Raw genomic sequence first — 18,158 nt, forward strand, 5'->3', positions numbered from 1 at the left:
TGCTCCTATGTTTCCGGCAATGGCAACGTGCATATTTATTTCTTTTTTAGTTGGTAACGATGAAGAAATTCATCGGCGTAAATATACAGGATTTCGTTGGTTACAAAAAACTGTTTTATTAATAAATTAGGAATTGCAATAGGGTTAATAGTATTCGTCTCTTTATTAAGATAAAATAACGCGTTTTCTTTTTGTAAAATTAAATTGTCATTGTTTTCTTTTAGAGCAGTAAACCCTTTATTCTCTATTTTATAAAGTAAACTACCAAAGTAATTATAAGCATACAAATAGTTTTCTGTAAGTAGCCAGCAATTATTATAATTACTTACCATATCTAGCACTTTACTTTTTACAGGCAATGTTACAGCCCTTGTTTTGTTAATTTTATAATCGAATAACTCTAAAATTTGTAAGTCTTGATTAAATAACCATAAAGTATTATCGCTTCCAGTAGAAACATGAGAAACGTTTTTATAAGGCATAACAGTATTAAAATCTAATCTATAAATTTCGGCTAATCTATTATCTAGTATAATAACAGTATTAAAAGCCTTATAGAAAATATTTATTTTTAAAGGATTAAATGTGTTTACAGTAGTAATCGTCCCTAATTGTATGTTGCTGTATTTTAAGTTTCCTTGTGCTTTTTGTGCAATAAATGTATTGTCTTTAGTATAAAACAACGTTTTAAAATTATCTATACTAACAACATTGTCTCCGTTAAACGGAGTTTTATCTAGTATTGTTGTAGTTAGTGTCTCTTGGCCAATAGCAAAATAAGAGACAAACAGTAATAGGTAGTATGTAATTTTCATTGTAAAGCAAATTACAAAAACTAAACCAATTTTAATACACTAATTTGTAACCAAACCCGCGCACGTTAATTATTTGTATCGTATCGTCTTGTTTTAGCTTTTTTCTAAGCTTGCTAATAAATACATCCATACTTCTAGCACTAAAAAAATCATCGTTTCCCCAAAGCTTAGTTAATATAAGAGAACGATCTAATACCTGATTTTTATTTTTTATTAAATGAAATAGTAAATGAGCTTCCCTGTGCGTTAATTGGTTTACGGTTTCGGCTTTATACTGTAGGGTTTGTTTCGGGAAATCGAAAGTATAATCGCTTATTTTAAGTATTTCAGATGTTTTTTGAATAGTTGTTCGTTGCAATAAATTATTTATACGTACAATTAACTCTTCCATACTAAAAGGTTTTTTTAAGTAATCGTTACCACCAATGGTAAAACCTTCTACAACATCTTGTGTTTGCGATTTTGCGGTTAAAAAAATAATAGGAATACTGTTATCTATAGCTCTTACATCTTTAGCAAGTGTAAACCCATCTTTTTTGGGCATCATAACATCTAGAACAAGTAATTCTGGCTGTTCATTTTTATACGTGGTAAGTGCCTTTTCTCCATCCTCACAGAGCAATACATTAAAATGCCTAGTCTCTAAACTTTCTTTAATGATCTGCCCTAAAGCTGGTTCGTCCTCAGCTAATAATATGGTTGTTTTTTGTTGTGTATTCATAATAATGAAAATTGCTGCATTTAAATTTTAGGGATGACTATTTTAAAAGTGGTATTGTTTTTTAGAATAACAGAAATTGTACCTTCATGTTTTTCAATAATTTTTTTAGTATAGTATAGCCCAATTCCAAAGCCCTTAATATCATGCGTATTACCTTTAGGTACACGGTAAAACTTTTCGAAAATCTGATTTACATTAGCTTGAGTTAATGTATTACCATTATCACTAATTAATATATCTATAGTATTTTCTTTTTCAATAAGTGTTGCAGAAATTATATTGCCTCCATACTTAATAGCGTTATCAATGATATTATTAATAGCATTTTCAAAATGAAAAAGGTCTACATTAGTTAGTATAATTTTTGATGAGGTTTTAAAGTTAATAGTCTTATCTTTTACCTGTATTTTATGTTTATCTACTATTAATTGTAATACATTTACAATATCTACACTCTCTTTTTTTAATTCTAAACTATCACTATCTAAAGAAGCGGTCTCTAACAATTTTTCTACCATAAGTGTTAGCTTAGAAAGTTGGTTGGTAGATAAGTTTAAATATGATTTTGTTTTAGCCTTGTCATCTATTACATTAAAGTTTTTAATACCCTCTAGGGCAACACTAATAGTCGCTATTGGCGTTTTAAACTCATGCGTAATATTACTTATAAGATCGTTTTTTACTTCGGCAAGTTCTTTTTGATGCCTAATAATTTTTAACATATATATTAAGCAGCTAATAACCGCAAGAACAAGTAAAATAGAAATTAAAATACCAGAAAGAATACGTTTTAAAATGATTTTTGTTTCATTACTAAAATAAACACTTAGGTTACTATATTCTGGTAAAAACATAGATTTTGAAGTCGTTTTTAAGGCAGAAGAATCTATAGCATTGGTGTTAAAAAACTGTGTGCTACTAACTGGAGATTTAAAACTCAATCCATAATTTAAGTTTAAATTTTTACGTTGAAACTCTATTTTTAACAACGAATCTATATTTTTTAATTGTAAAGAATCACTAGTAATAGAAATAACAACTTTAGATGTTAATTCTTCAAATTTATTATTTAATGAATCTTGAACATTACTCCAAAGAGAGTCTTTTTCAAAAGGGTTAAAATGGCCATGCCTAATTTTTGTAAAAATGGAATCGTTATGCTTAGTTTTATAAACCTGTATACTTTCGTTAACATTTAGGGAGGCTACAGAATCTAAGTTTGTGTTTTCTAATTCATTAATTAATACATCTAAAGAAGAGTAGTTATATATAGGACCGCTAGAGTAGATACTGTTACGCGAGAAAAAATGGCGTGTTTGTTGTTTTGCCAAGTTTTCAAAATATCCATCTACAGCATTGTCCAAGCTTACTTGTACATCATTAATAAGCTGTTGTTTATTTGTTAAGTAGTTTTTGTAGTTCCAATACACCTGAATACTTATTGTACCAGCAATAACAAATAATATTACATACAGAATCCATTTTAGTTTTTTACTATTCATAGGTCAAAAGTAAGTGTTAAAAGTAAAGAAAACCAGATGCTTAACACACGTTAACACTGGTTAACTAAAAACATAAGCTAATATTGACACCTTTGTAGTGTAATAATAATTAAATAATAAAAACAATGAAACAAACAGTATTAATAATATTTACAGTATTACTATCCGGTACTCTTTTAGCTCAAGATTTTCAAGGAGTAGCCACTTACAAATCGCATAGAAAGTTAGATATTAAATTAGATAGCACACAAGTAGATTCTGGAATGAAAGAGATGGTAATGGCTCAACTTAAAAAACAGTTTGAGAAAACTTACATATTAACCTTTAATAAAGAAGCTTCAATATATAAAGAAGATGAGCAATTAAGTGCGCCTCAGCCATCAGGGATGCAAGTTGTTATGATTAATACTGGTGGGTCTGACGTATTGTATAAAAACACAAAGGAAAAACGTTTTGTTAACCAAAATGAATCGTTTAGTAAGCTTTTTTTAATAAAAGACTCATTAAAAACGTTCGATTGGAAATTAACAGGAGAAACTAAAAATATTGGAGAATACACATGTTATAAAGCAACCTTAAAAAGAGAAAGAGAAGTTATAAAAACAAGCTTTAGTTTTAATGGAAATGAAAGCGAAAAAGAAGATGAAAACGAAGCTCCAGAAATGGAAGAATATATAACAACAGCATGGTATACAACCCAAATACCAGTAAATAACGGACCAGGAAATTACTATGGTTTGCCAGGCTTAATCTTAGAAGTTAATAATGGAAGAGAGACTTTAATTTGTAGTAAAATAGTGCTAAACCCTAAAAAGAAAATAGAGATTGTAGAGCCTAAAAAAGGTAAAGAAATAACACAGGAAAAGTACGATGCTATTATAGATAAAAAAATTAAAGAAATGAACGAACAGTTCTCAAGAAAAGATAGAGATGGAAATAATTTTAGCATTAGTATTGGAGGCTAGCAAATACATTTCTTAAAAAATTAAGAATATTTTAACGTATTAAAATTAAACGCTCTGTAACATATTAAGTCTAAAAGAGTCTAACGGTTATTATATAATCGTATTTTTGAAGAAATAAGAAACTAAGACTCAATCTAATACTTAATACAATGAGATTTAAATCTACCAAAACGCTAATTGCTTGTTTAGCACTTTTTGCATCAACATTTACATACGCACAAGATAGTTTTCAAGGCATAGCAACATACCAATCTAAAACAACAATGGATTTAGATGGTTGGGGAGGGCGAAAAATGAGCCCAGAGCGTAAAAAAATGATAATGGAAAGAATGAAGAGCATGTTTGAAAAAACATTCATTTTAACCTTTAACAAAACTGAGTCTCTATATAAAGAAGAAGAGAAATTAGCAGCCCCAGGAGGTAGAGGAGGGTTTGGAAGAATGATGGGGAGTTTTACTGCAGGAGCACAATATAAAAATGTAAAAGACAATCAGTTTTTGCAAGATCAAGAGTTTTTTGGAAAGCAATTTTTAATTAAAGAAGACTTACAAAAATTAGAATGGAAAATGACAGGAGAGACTAAGCAAATTGGTCAGTACATGTGTATGAAAGCTACTGCTATGAAAAAGGTAGATGAAATGGATTTTATGAATATGCGTAGAAAGCGTAAAAAAGATGAAGACAAGAAAGACGAAAAGGATAAGGCAGAGAAAAAAGGAAATAGAAGTGTAGCAGCTAGTGGAAGCATGGAGAAAGCTAAAGACAACACTATAAAAGAGGACGATAAAGCAGTTACAGAAAAGACAGAGAAAACAGCTGGAACAACTACAGATGCAGAGAATAAAACTAAAGATTTTATGTCTGAAATAGAAGTGCCTAAAGAAATAGAAGTAACAGCTTGGTACACTATGCAAATTCCAGTAAATCAAGGTCCAGGTGAGTATTGGGGGCTTCCAGGTTTAATATTAGAAGTTAATGCAGGGCGTACAACCTTATTGTGTTCTAAAATAGTAATGAATCCAGCAGAGAAATCTGAAATTAAAAAACCAACTAAAGGGAAAGAAGTAACAAAAAAAGAATACAACGATATTATTAAGAAAAAAATGGAAGAAATGCGAGAAATGTACGGTGGTAGAAACCGTGGCAAAGGAGGGAGACATCGCTAATAATTTTCTTTTTATTACTAAAAAACAAACCAATTTATATAGATGAAAAAAATTATTTTAGTGTTGCTTTTAATAGCGACTAGCACAACTATTGCCCAGGTTAGGCTTGAAGGTGTAGTAAAAGATAGTATTGGAGAACCTTTAGAGTTAGCCAATGTTGTTGCAATAAACCAAACAACAAATATTCTAGACTCTTATGGCATTACTAACGAACAGGGGAAATATAAATTGTCGTTAGAGAAAAATACCAAATACAAACTACAGATAAGTTATATTGGTATGAAAACTAAAGAAGAATTAATAGAAACTAAAGAGGCAGCTATAGATAAGAATTTTATTTTACAAAACGATACAACACTAGATGAGATAGAATTAACGTACGAAATGCCTGTAACTATTAAAGGCGATACTTTAGTATATAATGCAGATTCCTTTAAAAATGGAACAGAGCGAAAACTAGAAGACGTATTAGAAAAATTACCAGGCGTCGAAATAAATACAGATGGACAAATAGAAGTAGAAGGTAAGGTCGTCTCTAAAGTTTTAGTAGAAGGTAAAGAGTTTTTTGATGGAGACTCTAAATTAGCAACAAAAAATATACCCGCAAATGCTGTAGACAAAGTACAGGTTTTAAAGAATTTTTCTGAAGTAGGGCAATTAAAAGGTGTACAAAATAACCAAGATAATGTTGCAATAAATATAAAATTAAAAGAAGGTAAAAAGAACTTTTGGTTTGGAGATGTTACAGTTGGAGGAGGGAAATCTGAAGATAATGAACTATATATAGCGCAACCAAAGTTATTCTATTATAGCCCAGAGAAAAGTATCAACTTTATAGGAGACTTAAATAATATTGGAGAACTAGCCTTTACACGTAGAGATTTCTTTAATTTTAGCGGTGGTTTTAGAGCACCTAGCCAAAGTAGTGGCACTAATATTAATATAGGAAACAGTAGTTTAAATTTTGCAAGCCTTCAAAATAACAGAGCAAAAGATATTAATACCAAATTTGGAGCAGCTAACTTTAATGTCTCTCCTAACAAAGCATTAGATGTAGGTGGTTTTGCTATATTTACAAGTAGTAGAACAAGACTTCAAGAAAATAGAAATGTAGAGTATACAGATTCAGATTTAAACATTCCTGATGAAAATACGGCAAGTAATACAAGGCAGAGCAGCGACCAAGGGTTAGTAAAACTTAATGCAAGATATCAACCAAATGCAAATAATCAATTAGACTATGATATTTTAGGAAAACTATCTAAAGAAACCCAAAATCAAAACTTTTTATCCTCAGTAATAGGAAACATAGATCAAATTGAAACAGCAAAACCATTTAGTTTAAACCAAAGCTTAAACTATTATTATACATTAAATGATAATAATATTTTTGCTTTTGAAGGATTGCATAAAATTTCGGACGAAGACCCATTCTATAATGCCATTTTAGAAGATAAAACTAACTATGGAGTTACAGCAGCAGGTTTAGGTTTAGACGAAGATCAATCTAACTATAACATAGCACAAGAAAAACGTGTAAAATCTAATCAAGTAGATGCTAAGCTAGATTATTGGAATGTATTAACACCAAAAAGTAATATCAACTTTACCTTAGGAACTATTTATAGTAAACAAAAATTTAATACAGGAATTTTTCAATTTTTAGATGATGGTACACAGTTTGATCCAACACCAGTAGCAAATGATGGTTTAGATATCAATAATACAGAATACACATTTAGCGATGTTTATTTAGGAGCACACTACCGTTTTAAAACAGGAATTTTTACATTTACTCCAGGAGTTTCAGCACATACATACAGTGCAGTTAATAACCAATTCGGAACAGAGGTAAAAGATAATTTCTTTAGAGTATTACCAGACTTTAATATGTTAATACAACTTAAAAAGAGCGAAACAATACAGTTTAATTACCGTATGCAAACACAGTTTACAGACGTAACTAATTTAGCAAGAGGGTTGGTATTAAATAATTATAACTCGTTATATTCTGGAAACCCTAATTTAGAAAGTGCTTTGGCTCATAACATTAGTTTAAACTATTTTAGTTTTAATTTATTTAACTATACTAATGTATTTGGTAGACTATCCTACACTAAAAACATAGATAGAATTAGAAACACCTCTTTATTCCAGCCAGGAAGTGTTGTTAATGTGAGTTCATCTATAAATTCAGATTTTGCAGATGAAAGCTTTAATGCTTTTGGACGTTTCCAACGTACATTTGGTAAAATAAAAGCGTCTATAAATGGTAACTTTAACTATTCTAAATTTAATCAGTTAATTAATAATAGAGTGTCTAGTAATGAAAACTTTACGCAATCGTACAGATTGGAGTTTAGTTCTAACTTTAGAAAGGCGCCAAATTTCGATATTAGATATGGTTATACTATAAACGATAATAATCAAGGAACATCAAGTTCTAAGTTTTTTACACATTCACCTTCAGTAAATTTCGATGCACTATTATTTAAAACATTAACATTTAAAACAGATTACACGTTTAACGATTATAGAAACGAAGAGACTTCTATTAATACTTACGAGTTTTGGAATGCCTCTTTAGCATACAGAAAAAATGAAGATAGTAAGTTTGAGTACGAGCTAAAAGCGACAAACTTATTAAACACTAAAGCACAAAATAATACAAGTGTAGGTGCTTTTTCTGTAAGTGCAACAGAATACTTTATTCAGCCTAGATTTTTAACCTTTAGAGTTATTTATAGCTTATAAGAGATTAATATTTGTAAAAATGAAAAGAGTCTTTTATTTAAAGACTCTTTTTTTTGTTTTTAAGTAATTCATTATCAATAAGTATTTAATTTTATTAAAAAAAGGTGCTATTTTTATTTTGTACACTTATAAAACTAAGTTATATTTGCATCCGGTTTTGGGGAGATACTCAAGCGGCCAACGAGGGCAGACTGTAAATCTGCTGACTATGTCTTCGCAGGTTCGAATCCTGCTCTCCCCACTAAAACTTAAAAAGTCTACACAAAAGTGTAGACTTTTTTTATTGTCTTCTTTTTTTCTTTTCTTGTTTTACAAATTTACTTGTATCTGTATTTAATAAACTATTGTCTGGATTAAAACTGCTTAAAGCAAAGGCAATACTAGGATTGTCTTTAATGTAATTTGCAACAGCATCGAAAGCTATATGTTGTGCATAATCTTTAAGCGTTTCATGCTTTGTGTATTCGTGCTTTAAAGCTTTTAAAAAAGTATTAATGTTAGCACTATTAGTTTCTTCTTTATAGATAGAATGGATTCCTTGTTTTAATAGTTTTTCATTAGAGAAGTTTCCAAAGTAATTATTTAAACAATTATACGCATCATTATTTTCTCGCCAACCTTTAAGTAAAGGTGCTTGAGCTTTAGTAGTATCTTCAATTTTATATTTGTAAACTAAAGAAGCTTTTACGTATTGTGATTGTTTTAAATAGTTATCTATTACAATTTGGTAATGCTTATCTGCTTCCATTTTATTATTAGTAAGCTTATATAAATCACCAACTTTTTCATTTCGATTAAGTTCGGTGTAAAGGGGGATAGCTTTGTTGTAAAATTTCCCATTTTCATAAGTTTTTGCAGCGAGTTCTTTGTTTTTAGTAAACTTTAAATGTATAAGAGCTGCTTCTTGATAGTACTTTCCTTCTTCTAGAATTGTAGCCGCTTTAAAGTGGTTTTTTAATAGTTTTATATAAATAGATGCTGCTTTTTTGTAATCCTTGTTTTTAATAGCTTCATCTGCAAGCTTTTCATACTCTTTCCTTAAAGCTTCCATGCGTTCAGAATCTATGGTAGCAGAATTGTCAGCACCTTTAGTATTTCTATTAAAGCTATTAATAATAGCTAAGATTATAATAATTACCAATGTAAAAACGATGACTTTTAAAAGCGTTGTAAACAAGCCCAATAGACTACTATTAGTAATTCCGCTAAATAGTTTTATGGCAAGAAGTGCTACTATAAAAAATAGACCCCATTTTACTAGTTTAGAAATTAATTTAGAAAAAGAATTGCCTCCACCTTTTTTAGAACCAAATACTTTAAAAACGCCACCACCATCATCTCTAGAAGTGCCTAGCATATCCAAAGGTAGTGCCCTAGACAGTGCTAAGTTTGGATTGCTTTTAAATAGCGAAAGTAGTTTGTCTGTTTCTTTTTGATTTTTAAGTAATAGCTTTTCGAAATCTTTTTTCCATTTGGATTTAGTAGAGTGGCTTCTATTAGCTGAGGTATTAAGCCATTTAAATAACCCTTTGCCCTCAACATCAAAACCGCCTTTACTGTTTTGTTTAGATGTAAAAAGTGTTTTAAAAAGCTTTAATTTGGCTTTGTCAAAACCATTTAGCGTTTCTTTTTTTGGAGGTTCAACTTTTAAGTCTAATGCTTTTATAATATCGATTTCTTCATCAGCAATTAATTGAAAGCTTTTAATAGTTTGTGGACTGTATATTGTTTTTGCTGGTTTAGTAATATTTATATGTTGTGGTTGCTCTAATTGCAATATGTTATTCCACAAAATAGGCTCGTTTAATGTAACCCAACCAAAATCTGGATGAAATATATGAGGATGATTAAAAACAGATTCGGCTTCCTTTTTTGAAAGCTTCGGGCTTATTTTAGAGAATTCAGGGATGTATATATAATCATGAATAGATTGAAAGAGAATAACGTTTAGCTGCTTTACACTCTCATTAAATGTAGATAACATAACAAAGCAACCATACAGCTCATTTGCATTAGCACTTGCAATAGCGTAGATAGGCGTTTGGACTAAATCTACATTTAAAAATTGCAAAGCATTAAGCCATAGGTTAGGAGTATGCCCTTTTATAATAATCCCTTTTAAGGAATAAGTGTTAGATTTAGTTGGGGTAATATTAACCTTCATGTGTAATAATATGGCTTATAAATGGATTAATATATTTAGTTTTAAAGCTATCCAAGCTAATTGTTGTTAGCTTATTATTTACGGGTAAAAAATAACTATTCCCTGCAAATTCGCTATGCGTAGCCATTGCAATTTTAAAATTTAAAACGGCTGTTATATAAAACATAGGAATAGTAGCTAGGCTGCTTTTAAAAATAAATTGCCCGTTTTTTACATGTATCGTACTACCATCTGTAGTTTCAAAATAATCTGTTTTAATATAACATATAGCCTCTAGAGTTTCTATTTCTTGTTTGAGTGTTTCAGCATTTTCAATACTATAATCACTTACAAGTATAGATGGCGCATTAGCAACTAATTTTTGAGCGTCCTGCAAAGAAATATTTAACTTCACTTTTAAGAGTTTAATAAGACTTAATGGGTTGCCACTAATTCGTTTTAAATAGAGTGTTGTTTTGGCTTTAAACGGTATTGAGTTTTCGAAAGTACGATAGTAATATGAAGATTTGTTCTTAGCTAGTAAATTTGAGTCTTCTAATGTAAACCCAGAAAGTTCTATAAAGAAGTATTCGGAGTCTTGATACTCTATAGTAATACCGCTTACATTTTTAAGAATGTTATAATTAATTTTGTCTACTCTAAGCTGTCTCCTAAAATTAGAAATAGCTTCTTGATGCTTTAATAAGGATTCATGATAAGAAGCGCCTCCATTTAGTTTATATAATTTAGAATCGTCTGCAATAGACCAAAAATCGGTTTTGTTAGTTAAAATAATATTGTTTTCGGAAGTATATAAAATAGCCGGATTATTATCAAAAGCTTTATTATATATACGTTTTGCTTTAAGCTCTTTAGTACTAAGGTTTAATGTTTGCGTTTGGCGCATTCTATTAGAAAAAGAAACTAAAAGGCGTTCTTTTTTTTCATTAGTTTTAATCGTATAACGGTAATTATAATTATATGGAAACCTTTCATACACTAGTTGAAGCCCTTTATTGATGCCTTTAGAAGTTAAATTATAGAGATTAGAGTTTTGAATAATATATACTTCATTTTTATACGGAATAACAACAGCGTTCGACTTATCTATTGGTTCTAATAAGATGTGATCTAATTGTAAATCGTTACTTCTTATAGGTTGCTGAAGCTTAGGTTTTGGTTTCTGAGATTCCCATATTTCTTGATAAGGTAATACAATGTGCTGAAAATGTTTTCTGTTTTTATTTTGATGTTTATAAAAATTAATAGCACCATCTGTTTTAGTCGTAATAATGTAGTTAATAGTATTGTAATTAGTGTAAATTACATTTTGTAAACTACTATTATTTAAGCTGTCTTCTTCGGTAAGTAAAAAAACTTCCTGTGCGTTTATTTCGGTATGCTCATCTAGAAACGATTGAAGCCCATTGGCACAATGTAAAGTACCCGATAAAAAATGTTGACTCTCTATAACTTGTAATGTGGAGCCTATAAATGCTTCTTTATAATGGTCTCCAATACTATAAACACGATACGAAAAATCCGATTTAGGATGCGTAGCAATAGCTATTGCTGTAGCAAAAGAGAGTAATTTGGGAATGCCCCAATTTTTTAAAGAAGCATCAATTAAAAAAATACGCTCTTTAGTATTATGCTCTGGAGGCGTTTCTCTTTCTATATATAAAGCTTCGTTATTTGCTATTCTAGACATAAACGTATCATCGTCGTGAGCAAATTCAGAAATTAATAATCTACTAAAATCTCCTTTATTGGTAATGTCCGAAACACCACCTAAAGGTTGATTGCTTGGTAAACTATTATGCATTGGTATATTTAACCCAGACCAAATTCGTTTTATTAAACTTCCTATTTGGTATGTGTCTTTATGTTCTATTAATTGGTCTACTAGATTCTTATTGGTTTCAACTTCTGGAGATAAACGTTTTTCTATTGTTATAGTCTCTACAAGTTCATTATTTACTGGTACGTTATTAATGGTATTAATAATATCTTGAGGAGACTTAAAACGTCTTACAAGCAAAGCGATAATTCTAAAGTCTTCCTCTACAGTTTTATAAGTTACAGCCTCTCTTGTTTGCTGCATCATGTAATGAGAGTGTCCTTTTCTTGTATTATCTAGTAACAATCTAGATTTATTTTTACTTAATCTGTTATGACAGTTTTTAAATAAATTTTGAAATAATTGTGTTTTGTTTTCCCCAGTTTTATAGTGTTCAGGTAAATCCCAGATATAATCTAAAATTATAATAGCATTTGTAATTGTTTTATTAGACTGTCCATGCTCTGTAATTAAATCGGTTTTAAACTTGCTAAAAGTAGCGTCTTGAATAGTATTACTACTAGCAATTAAAACTAATAAAAAGCTCCCAAATGGCGGGATTCCTTGTATTACCAAATCCTCTAAATCATTTAAAATTGAATCAAAATAAGCAATGGTTTGCCCATTAGGGATGGCACTAACATAATTAGTATGACTAGGAGTCTCTGAGTTTGCAGCCTGCCACTCCCAGAAATAGTTTTTATAGGGTTTAAAATAATTATACATAGTTATATTTTAGTGCTAGATAACGACAATCTAAATGAGCTAATACTTAAAGGGAGACAATCTAATTTTGGAATTAAACTATAACTACTGTCTTTATGCCACAATACATAATATAAGCTGGAAGGATTTATTTTAGCATTAATATTAGAACTTAAAATAGGGTATTCTAAATGATGTCCGTTAGGAAATAAAAAGTCTTGGTCTAGCCAATAGCTATCTCCTTGTATAGGTAATGTTGGTGTACCAATAATTAATAATACATTAGTATTTATAATGGTGTATTTTAAGTTGTTAAACCTATACGAAGCAGTACTTTCTATTGTTTCTTTTGTACTTAAATTAAGCATTGCTAAAATAGCAGAGGTATTTTGTTCTTTTTTCGAAGGCACAATTTTTGGAGTTATGGTATCGTGAATTCCAAAAAAGTTATAATTAATTTTTGGTTCTTCTATTACTAAGGCTTGTGCAATTGGAGACCATAACAATGCCGTTGGTAATTTTGTTTTTGGTAATAAACTGTCCTTAGGAAATAATAAGAGCTCCTTAATATAAAATATAGATTTATAGGGAAGTGTATTCACTTCTGGGCCATTTATTTGTTCTAAACTAAAACCTTTAATCCAAATATCATTACCACTAAAAGCAACTTTAAGGTTGTTAAAGTGCCTTATTTGCGATAATGATTGCATGTACTCTTTAGTAGTGAGTACTATAAAGTCTAAAGGGTTTGAAGAATGCTTTGCCATAATGCATCAATCTCTGTTTTTATATATTGTTTCTGTTCTGGGTTAGAAATCCAATCTGCTCTACTCTGTATATAGCGTAATTTGTCTTTTATAATATTCTGCTCTTCAAAAGATAATGATTCGTTAGCCCATTGCTCTTTTAATAAATTAACCTCTTTAATAACGTCTTCAGGGTTTGGAGCTTTATTGTATAGAGCTTGAGGGTGAGAACTTTCGGTAATATCATTTTCAATAATATTATTAATGATGCCTTCAAGTATTTCTATTTGCTCTTCGGTTTCCCATACGTATTTTAACACCCATAAGTCGGATAGAATGGCTTCTTCTCTATGACACATTACAGCACTTGCTGCTATAAGATTTTGAAGCTTTACAGCGCGTCTGTCTGATACATTAATACCTGTATTACGTATATTATGTATTACATCTACGTAAGTGTTAATAATTGGGCTAAGATTTACTTGCTTTGCTTGAGCTTGTAAGGCAGTAATAAGTTCTGGTGTAACAGTTGGTGGTGTTTTAATATCATTTTTTTCTAATTTCCATCCAGCAAGCAGTACTTGATTTAGTAAATCGGGGTTTACATAATCGCATTTTACTCTTACTAAAAAACGATCAAACAAGGCGCCTAAAGCCTCGTCTTCTGGGAGTACATTACTTGCCCCAACAAACATTAAAGCAGGAAGTTTTAATATTTGTTTACCACGACGCAATATTTTTTCATTTAGCGCCATAAGTAAACTATTAAGAATAGCACTATTAGCATTAAAAATTTCATCTAAAAATACCATGGAGGCTTCTGGCATCATGCCTTCTATATTGGTAACAAGCTCTCCTTCTCTTAATTTTTTAATATCAAATGGCCCAAAAAGTTCATTAGGCTCTGTAAAACGAGTTAATAAATACTCGAAATTTTTACCATTTTCAATACCTTTTGAGAGAGCTTTTACAATGGCACTTTTAGCAGTGCCAGGAGGTCCTAATAAAAAAGTATTTTCTTTAGCAATAAGGCTAATACCTAGTAAATCTATAACATCATCTTTACCTATAAAGGTTGTTTTTATATGTTGTAAAACAGCTTTTAATTGTTCTATATTAGTGTTCATTTGTTTTAATTTCATTTGGTTTTAAAGTATTCCAAAAATGGTTTTTATAGTAACCAAGCCTGTTGTGTAATAGTGTATTTATATAGGGTATTTCTGCCCATTGTAATTGTTTTCTTTCAATAATTCTGTTTAGATATAGTTGAGTTAAACAATCATTTTTAAAAAAGGTTGTATAGTCTATAGCTGGAGGAATGCAATCGTTGTGTATAGTAGAATAATGCCAGGTCTTTAAAATAGTTTCTAAAATTGGAATTAAAGGGTCTTCTGCATCAATACGTTTTAGCTCAAAATTAATTTGAGGTACAAAACGTAAACATAAATCTGCCGAGAGTATAGCAGAAACGTTAATAGTTCCTTCAAAATTAGGAAATAGTATGGTTAAATCTTTTTTTGTGTCTTTGCGATGTAATAATAATAAAGCCGAATAGTAGACTATTTTACTAGCCCAAAGCGCAGCTTTTGGATTAAATTTAGGAGGCGTAAAGGGATAGTTTAAACTTTCGTTTTCATAATCTTGCTCTAAAAATAAAAGCACATCGTCATCCTCACTTTTTGTTGTTTTTAAAACATCATCGTGTATAACCAGATGTTCTTCTTGTCTTAAAGAAGACATTGTTTTTAAAAAGTTGTTTGGTTTTAGTTTAGACATTGTAGGGCTCTCGAATAAAGGAGGTTTTGTTTTATGTTAGGTAACACGTAATATTTTTTCCATTTTACGACCTCTAGCTAATTCATCTACAAGTTTATCTAAATAACGTACCTGGTCTTTAATAAGTGCTTCTAGTTTTTTGTTATTATATCCCGTTAACCATTCAATAACTTGATGTAGCTTTTCTATACTTCTTCCTTTGTTTTCAACTTTTGTTACATAATGCGGATATACAGAAGCAAATGTCATTTTCGCAATGCGTTCGTCATGATGGCTCGTTGTACTCATATTTATAGGCATAAGTTTTAATTTTCTATTAACCAAATTACATGAAAAAATGGTTATTTACACTTGTGTACTAAGATAGCAAAAAGGAATAGTGTACAAGGTTTTTGCAGGAATTTCTGTATTTAGGAATTAGAATTTAATTTGTACGTTTGTTTATCTATATTTAAATAGCCCCTAAAAAAGTATGTATGAAAGCTGAAGGGAAAGGACTTAAAAAAACAAAAAAACCTTGGCCTACTAAAGATGCAATGACCCAAGTATATAAAATGAAACTATGGGGAGGTCATAAAACGTTCGATTTTTACTCTGGTGAAGGCTCTCATAATCTTGAAATAGTAAACCCGTATATAGACGTTTTAAAAACATTTTTAACCACTTTTAAAACGCCTTTAGTAGTATGCGATTTGGGCTGTGGTGATTTTAATGTAGGAAAAGAGTTAGTAAAGTACACTAAAAAATATGTAGCTGTAGATATAGTAACAGACCTGATAGCGAGAAATACAGAAAAATTTAAAGCTGCGCATTTAGAGTTTCAATGTTTGGACATAGCTGTAGATAATTTACCTGTAGGCGATTGTGCTATTTTAAGGCAAGTATTACAGCATTTATCTAATGCGGAAGTGCAAAATGTTGCGCGTAAACTAGTTAATTATAAGCATGTTATTGTAACGGAGCATTTGCCCAAGGGAAATTTTACACCCAATAAAGATATTATTTCTGGACAGGGTATTAGATTAAAAAAAGATAGCGGGCTAGATTTATTAGCGCCTCCATTTAACTTAAAAGTAATAACACAAAAACAGTTGCTATCTATTGATTTAGATAATAATAACGGAACTATTGTTACTACGTATTATAAACTTTTTTAATCTAGCTAGCTTTAGTTTTTTCTTGTTGTTAAAGGGTAATTTTAATTGTTTATGCTGTGTGTTGGTGCTGTGCATTACTTTAACAGTTGTCTGTTAAGAGGCCATTAATTTGTTTTACATTAGTATTCTTTTCAATATGGCTATTTGTCCGTTATGCCAACTTTGGTCTTGAGCTAACCATAATAATGCTTGGTATTTAGTTTTTTATAAATCGCTGAAAGATAAATGTTCTAATGTATTTGTTATAGATAATGAGAATGCATAAATGTCTTGTAAAGCTTTGGTAGAAGGTTTTCTTTCTTAAAATCTGCTGGACTCGAATTTGGACCATAAATTTAATATAATCAGGAACACATACTGTCTCTTTAAATACTGTATTTGCTCCTGATATAGAGACTATGTCGTGTAAGTAATTTACCTAAGGTTTTTGTTTGTTTCTGTTAATTTATATTTCGAAATATACCCAGATGTATCTCCACCCAAGTAAAGGTAGCCATTGTGCTCTTCAACCGAGGTCGCTTCTGCTACATACGCTCCAGATGTATCGTAATATGTTTTTAGGATTTTACCAGTACTACTTAAGTGCATTAACATTCCGTATGGTACTGCTTTGGGTTGTAAAAAAGAAGGGAGGCCGTAAACGATTTTTTTTACTAGTGGTTTAGAGTGTATATTGTCTAAGCTTTCATCTCTTTTGGTAGAAAAACCAAGCCAAAAACTACCATCTAATCTTCTAGAAATTCCGTTTGGAAAACCAGGTAAGTTATCTAAAAAAATGTCTTTAGTACCTTTTTTATCCCCTTTAAGCCAATATCTAATGATCCTATATTTTGCTAAATCTACCATTAAAACAAAATCATCATTTTGAGATACAGCAACTCCATTTCCAAAATAAGTTCCATCTATAAGTGTTTTTACGCGTTTGGTTTTTGGGTTATAACTGTAAAGCCCGCCATCTGGTTTAGCTTCCATTAATAGTTTCCAAATATGCTTATTGCTAAAGGTTAGTTTTGATGATGTATTTGTAAAATAGATTATTCCATCTTTGGCGATATCTACATCATTAGGTATTAGAAACTTGTTGCCATTTTCATCTTCGCTAGCCAAAGTTTTTATTTTACCGTTTTGGTCGATACTTATTAAGCCTCTTTCTAAGTCGCAAGCAATAAGGTTTTGATTGCTATCAAAATGTAATCCTGCAACCCAAGAGCTTGAATTAGAAAAAACAGAAACGTTTCCAGAGGTATCAATTTTTAAAACCCTTCCATCTGTGAAGTTCGTTTTAGAAATATGTACTCCACAGTATAAGTTTCCTTGATTATCTACAGCAATGTCTTCTGGGCCATACCAACCTTCTAAATTAATTCGCTCTGTTGTTTTTAATAATTCATTCTCTGCTAAGGCTCCTTCTTGTTTTTGTACTGGCAATGGAGACCAAGCTACAGCACTAAATGACCAAGAGTTGTACAAAATGCTAATACTAAATAGTGTAAGTATTATAATAATTGACAACATTATTTTCTTTTTTATTTTCATTGTGTTTATTTTTTAAGATTATAAAACACAAAGAAATAACCGTTTTATTATTTACTTCTTGACATTTGTTATGAAATGAGAATTTCTTTTCTAACTCTACTTAGCGACTCTGAGGCTATACCAAGGAAACTTGCAATTTGGTGTTGAGGTGCTCTGGTTACAATTTTTTTATCGTAATTTTTTAAAAAATCTAAGTATTTCTTTTTTGCCGACTTTGTCTGCATTGTTAAAGTTCTTTCTAAAGCACAGAGATGATTTCTTTCAGCTAAAATTCTTCCAAATTTTTCAAATTTTAAAGAGTTTTTATATAACTGATGTAAGCTATGTGAAGA

The 18,158-nt window shown here is 30.3% G+C and carries 14 protein-coding genes, 1 tRNA gene and 1 pseudogene; 5 read left to right on the forward strand and 11 right to left on the reverse strand.

Annotation, left to right across the window (positions count from 1 at the left end):
• Nucleotides 1-35 precede the first annotated feature (35 nt).
• Genes ACVC2P_RS12260 through ACVC2P_RS12270 form a run of 3 tightly spaced genes read right to left on the reverse strand, consistent with a single transcriptional unit; the run spans nt 36 to nt 3,038 of the window.
• Nucleotides 36-815: a hypothetical protein gene (locus ACVC2P_RS12260; RefSeq protein WP_452598759.1), complete on the reverse strand. Its 780-nt coding sequence runs from the start codon at nt 813-815 to the stop codon at nt 36-38.
• Nucleotides 816-846: 31 nt separating this feature from the next.
• Nucleotides 847-1,536, reverse strand: coding sequence for a response regulator transcription factor (locus tag ACVC2P_RS12265; RefSeq protein WP_452598760.1), 690 nt, complete (start codon nt 1,534-1,536; stop codon nt 847-849).
• A 20-nt stretch (nt 1,537-1,556) separates the two neighbouring features.
• Nucleotides 1,557-3,038 (reverse strand): sensor histidine kinase, encoded by a 1,482-nt coding sequence (locus ACVC2P_RS12270; protein ID WP_452598761.1) that lies wholly within the window; start codon nt 3,036-3,038, stop codon nt 1,557-1,559.
• Nucleotides 3,039-3,163: 125 nt separating this feature from the next.
• On the opposite strand from ACVC2P_RS12270, the gene ACVC2P_RS12275 reads away from it, so the two are divergent.
• The 4 genes from ACVC2P_RS12275 to ACVC2P_RS12290 all read left to right on the forward strand — a co-directional run bounded on the left by ACVC2P_RS12275 (nt 3,164) and on the right by ACVC2P_RS12290 (nt 8,164).
• Nucleotides 3,164-4,003 carry a GLPGLI family protein gene (locus tag ACVC2P_RS12275; RefSeq protein ID WP_452598762.1) on the forward strand — a complete coding sequence of 280 codons (840 nt, stop codon included), beginning with the start codon at nt 3,164-3,166 and terminating at the stop codon, nt 4,001-4,003.
• A 149-nt stretch (nt 4,004-4,152) separates the two neighbouring features.
• The gene (locus tag ACVC2P_RS12280) at nt 4,153-5,169 is read left to right on the forward strand and encodes a GLPGLI family protein (RefSeq protein WP_452598763.1); all 1,017 of its coding nucleotides are present in this window, start codon (nt 4,153-4,155) and stop codon (nt 5,167-5,169) included.
• 42 nt (nt 5,170-5,211) lie between these two features.
• Nucleotides 5,212-7,923 carry a carboxypeptidase-like regulatory domain-containing protein gene (locus ACVC2P_RS12285; protein ID WP_452598764.1) on the forward strand — a complete coding sequence of 904 codons (2,712 nt, stop codon included), beginning with the start codon at nt 5,212-5,214 and terminating at the stop codon, nt 7,921-7,923.
• A gap of 159 nt (nt 7,924-8,082) precedes the next feature.
• Nucleotides 8,083-8,164 (forward strand) — tRNA-Tyr (locus tag ACVC2P_RS12290).
• Nucleotides 8,165-8,203: 39 nt separating this feature from the next.
• Here ACVC2P_RS12290 and ACVC2P_RS12295 read toward each other — a convergent pair.
• Genes ACVC2P_RS12295 through ACVC2P_RS12320 form a run of 6 tightly spaced genes read right to left on the reverse strand, consistent with a single transcriptional unit; the run spans nt 8,204 to nt 15,421 of the window.
• Complete coding sequence (locus ACVC2P_RS12295; RefSeq protein ID WP_452598765.1) at nt 8,204-10,087, reverse strand: hypothetical protein; 1,884 nt, start codon at nt 10,085-10,087, stop codon at nt 8,204-8,206.
• Nucleotides 10,077-12,632 carry a ribosomal protein L7/L12 gene (locus tag ACVC2P_RS12300; RefSeq protein ID WP_452598766.1) on the reverse strand — a complete coding sequence of 852 codons (2,556 nt, stop codon included), beginning with the start codon at nt 12,630-12,632 and terminating at the stop codon, nt 10,077-10,079. Before ACVC2P_RS12300 ends, ACVC2P_RS12295 begins: the two co-directional genes overlap by 11 nt.
• A 2-nt stretch (nt 12,633-12,634) precedes the next feature.
• On the reverse strand, nt 12,635-13,378 hold the full coding sequence (locus ACVC2P_RS12305; RefSeq protein WP_452598767.1) for a hypothetical protein: 744 nt from the start codon (nt 13,376-13,378) through the stop codon (nt 12,635-12,637).
• On the reverse strand, nt 13,351-14,499 hold the full coding sequence (locus ACVC2P_RS12310) for an AAA family ATPase (protein WP_452598768.1): 1,149 nt from the start codon (nt 14,497-14,499) through the stop codon (nt 13,351-13,353). The genes ACVC2P_RS12305 and ACVC2P_RS12310 overlap by 28 nt, the downstream gene beginning before the upstream one ends.
• Entirely contained in the window at nt 14,474-15,133 is a 660-nt protein-coding gene (locus ACVC2P_RS12315) for a hypothetical protein (protein WP_452598769.1), read from the reverse strand. The genes ACVC2P_RS12310 and ACVC2P_RS12315 overlap by 26 nt, the downstream gene beginning before the upstream one ends.
• Before the next feature lie 36 nt (nt 15,134-15,169).
• Nucleotides 15,170-15,421, reverse strand: a complete 252-nt coding sequence (locus ACVC2P_RS12320) for a DUF2200 family protein (protein ID WP_452598770.1) — start codon at nt 15,419-15,421, stop codon at nt 15,170-15,172.
• A 188-nt stretch (nt 15,422-15,609) separates the two neighbouring features.
• On the opposite strand from ACVC2P_RS12320, the gene ACVC2P_RS12325 reads away from it, so the two are divergent.
• Nucleotides 15,610-16,290 carry a methyltransferase domain-containing protein gene (locus ACVC2P_RS12325; RefSeq protein ID WP_452598771.1) on the forward strand — a complete coding sequence of 227 codons (681 nt, stop codon included), beginning with the start codon at nt 15,610-15,612 and terminating at the stop codon, nt 16,288-16,290.
• Between the two features lie 414 nt (nt 16,291-16,704).
• Here ACVC2P_RS12325 and ACVC2P_RS12330 read toward each other — a convergent pair whose 3' ends face one another.
• Nucleotides 16,705-17,826: an SMP-30/gluconolactonase/LRE family protein gene (locus tag ACVC2P_RS12330; RefSeq protein ID WP_452598772.1), complete on the reverse strand. Its 1,122-nt coding sequence runs from the start codon at nt 17,824-17,826 to the stop codon at nt 16,705-16,707.
• Between the two features lie 68 nt (nt 17,827-17,894).
• A pseudogene (locus ACVC2P_RS12335) lies at nt 17,895-18,158 on the reverse strand (Crp/Fnr family transcriptional regulator); the annotation flags it as partial.

Source organism: Pontimicrobium sp. MEBiC01747, assembly GCF_053601635.1.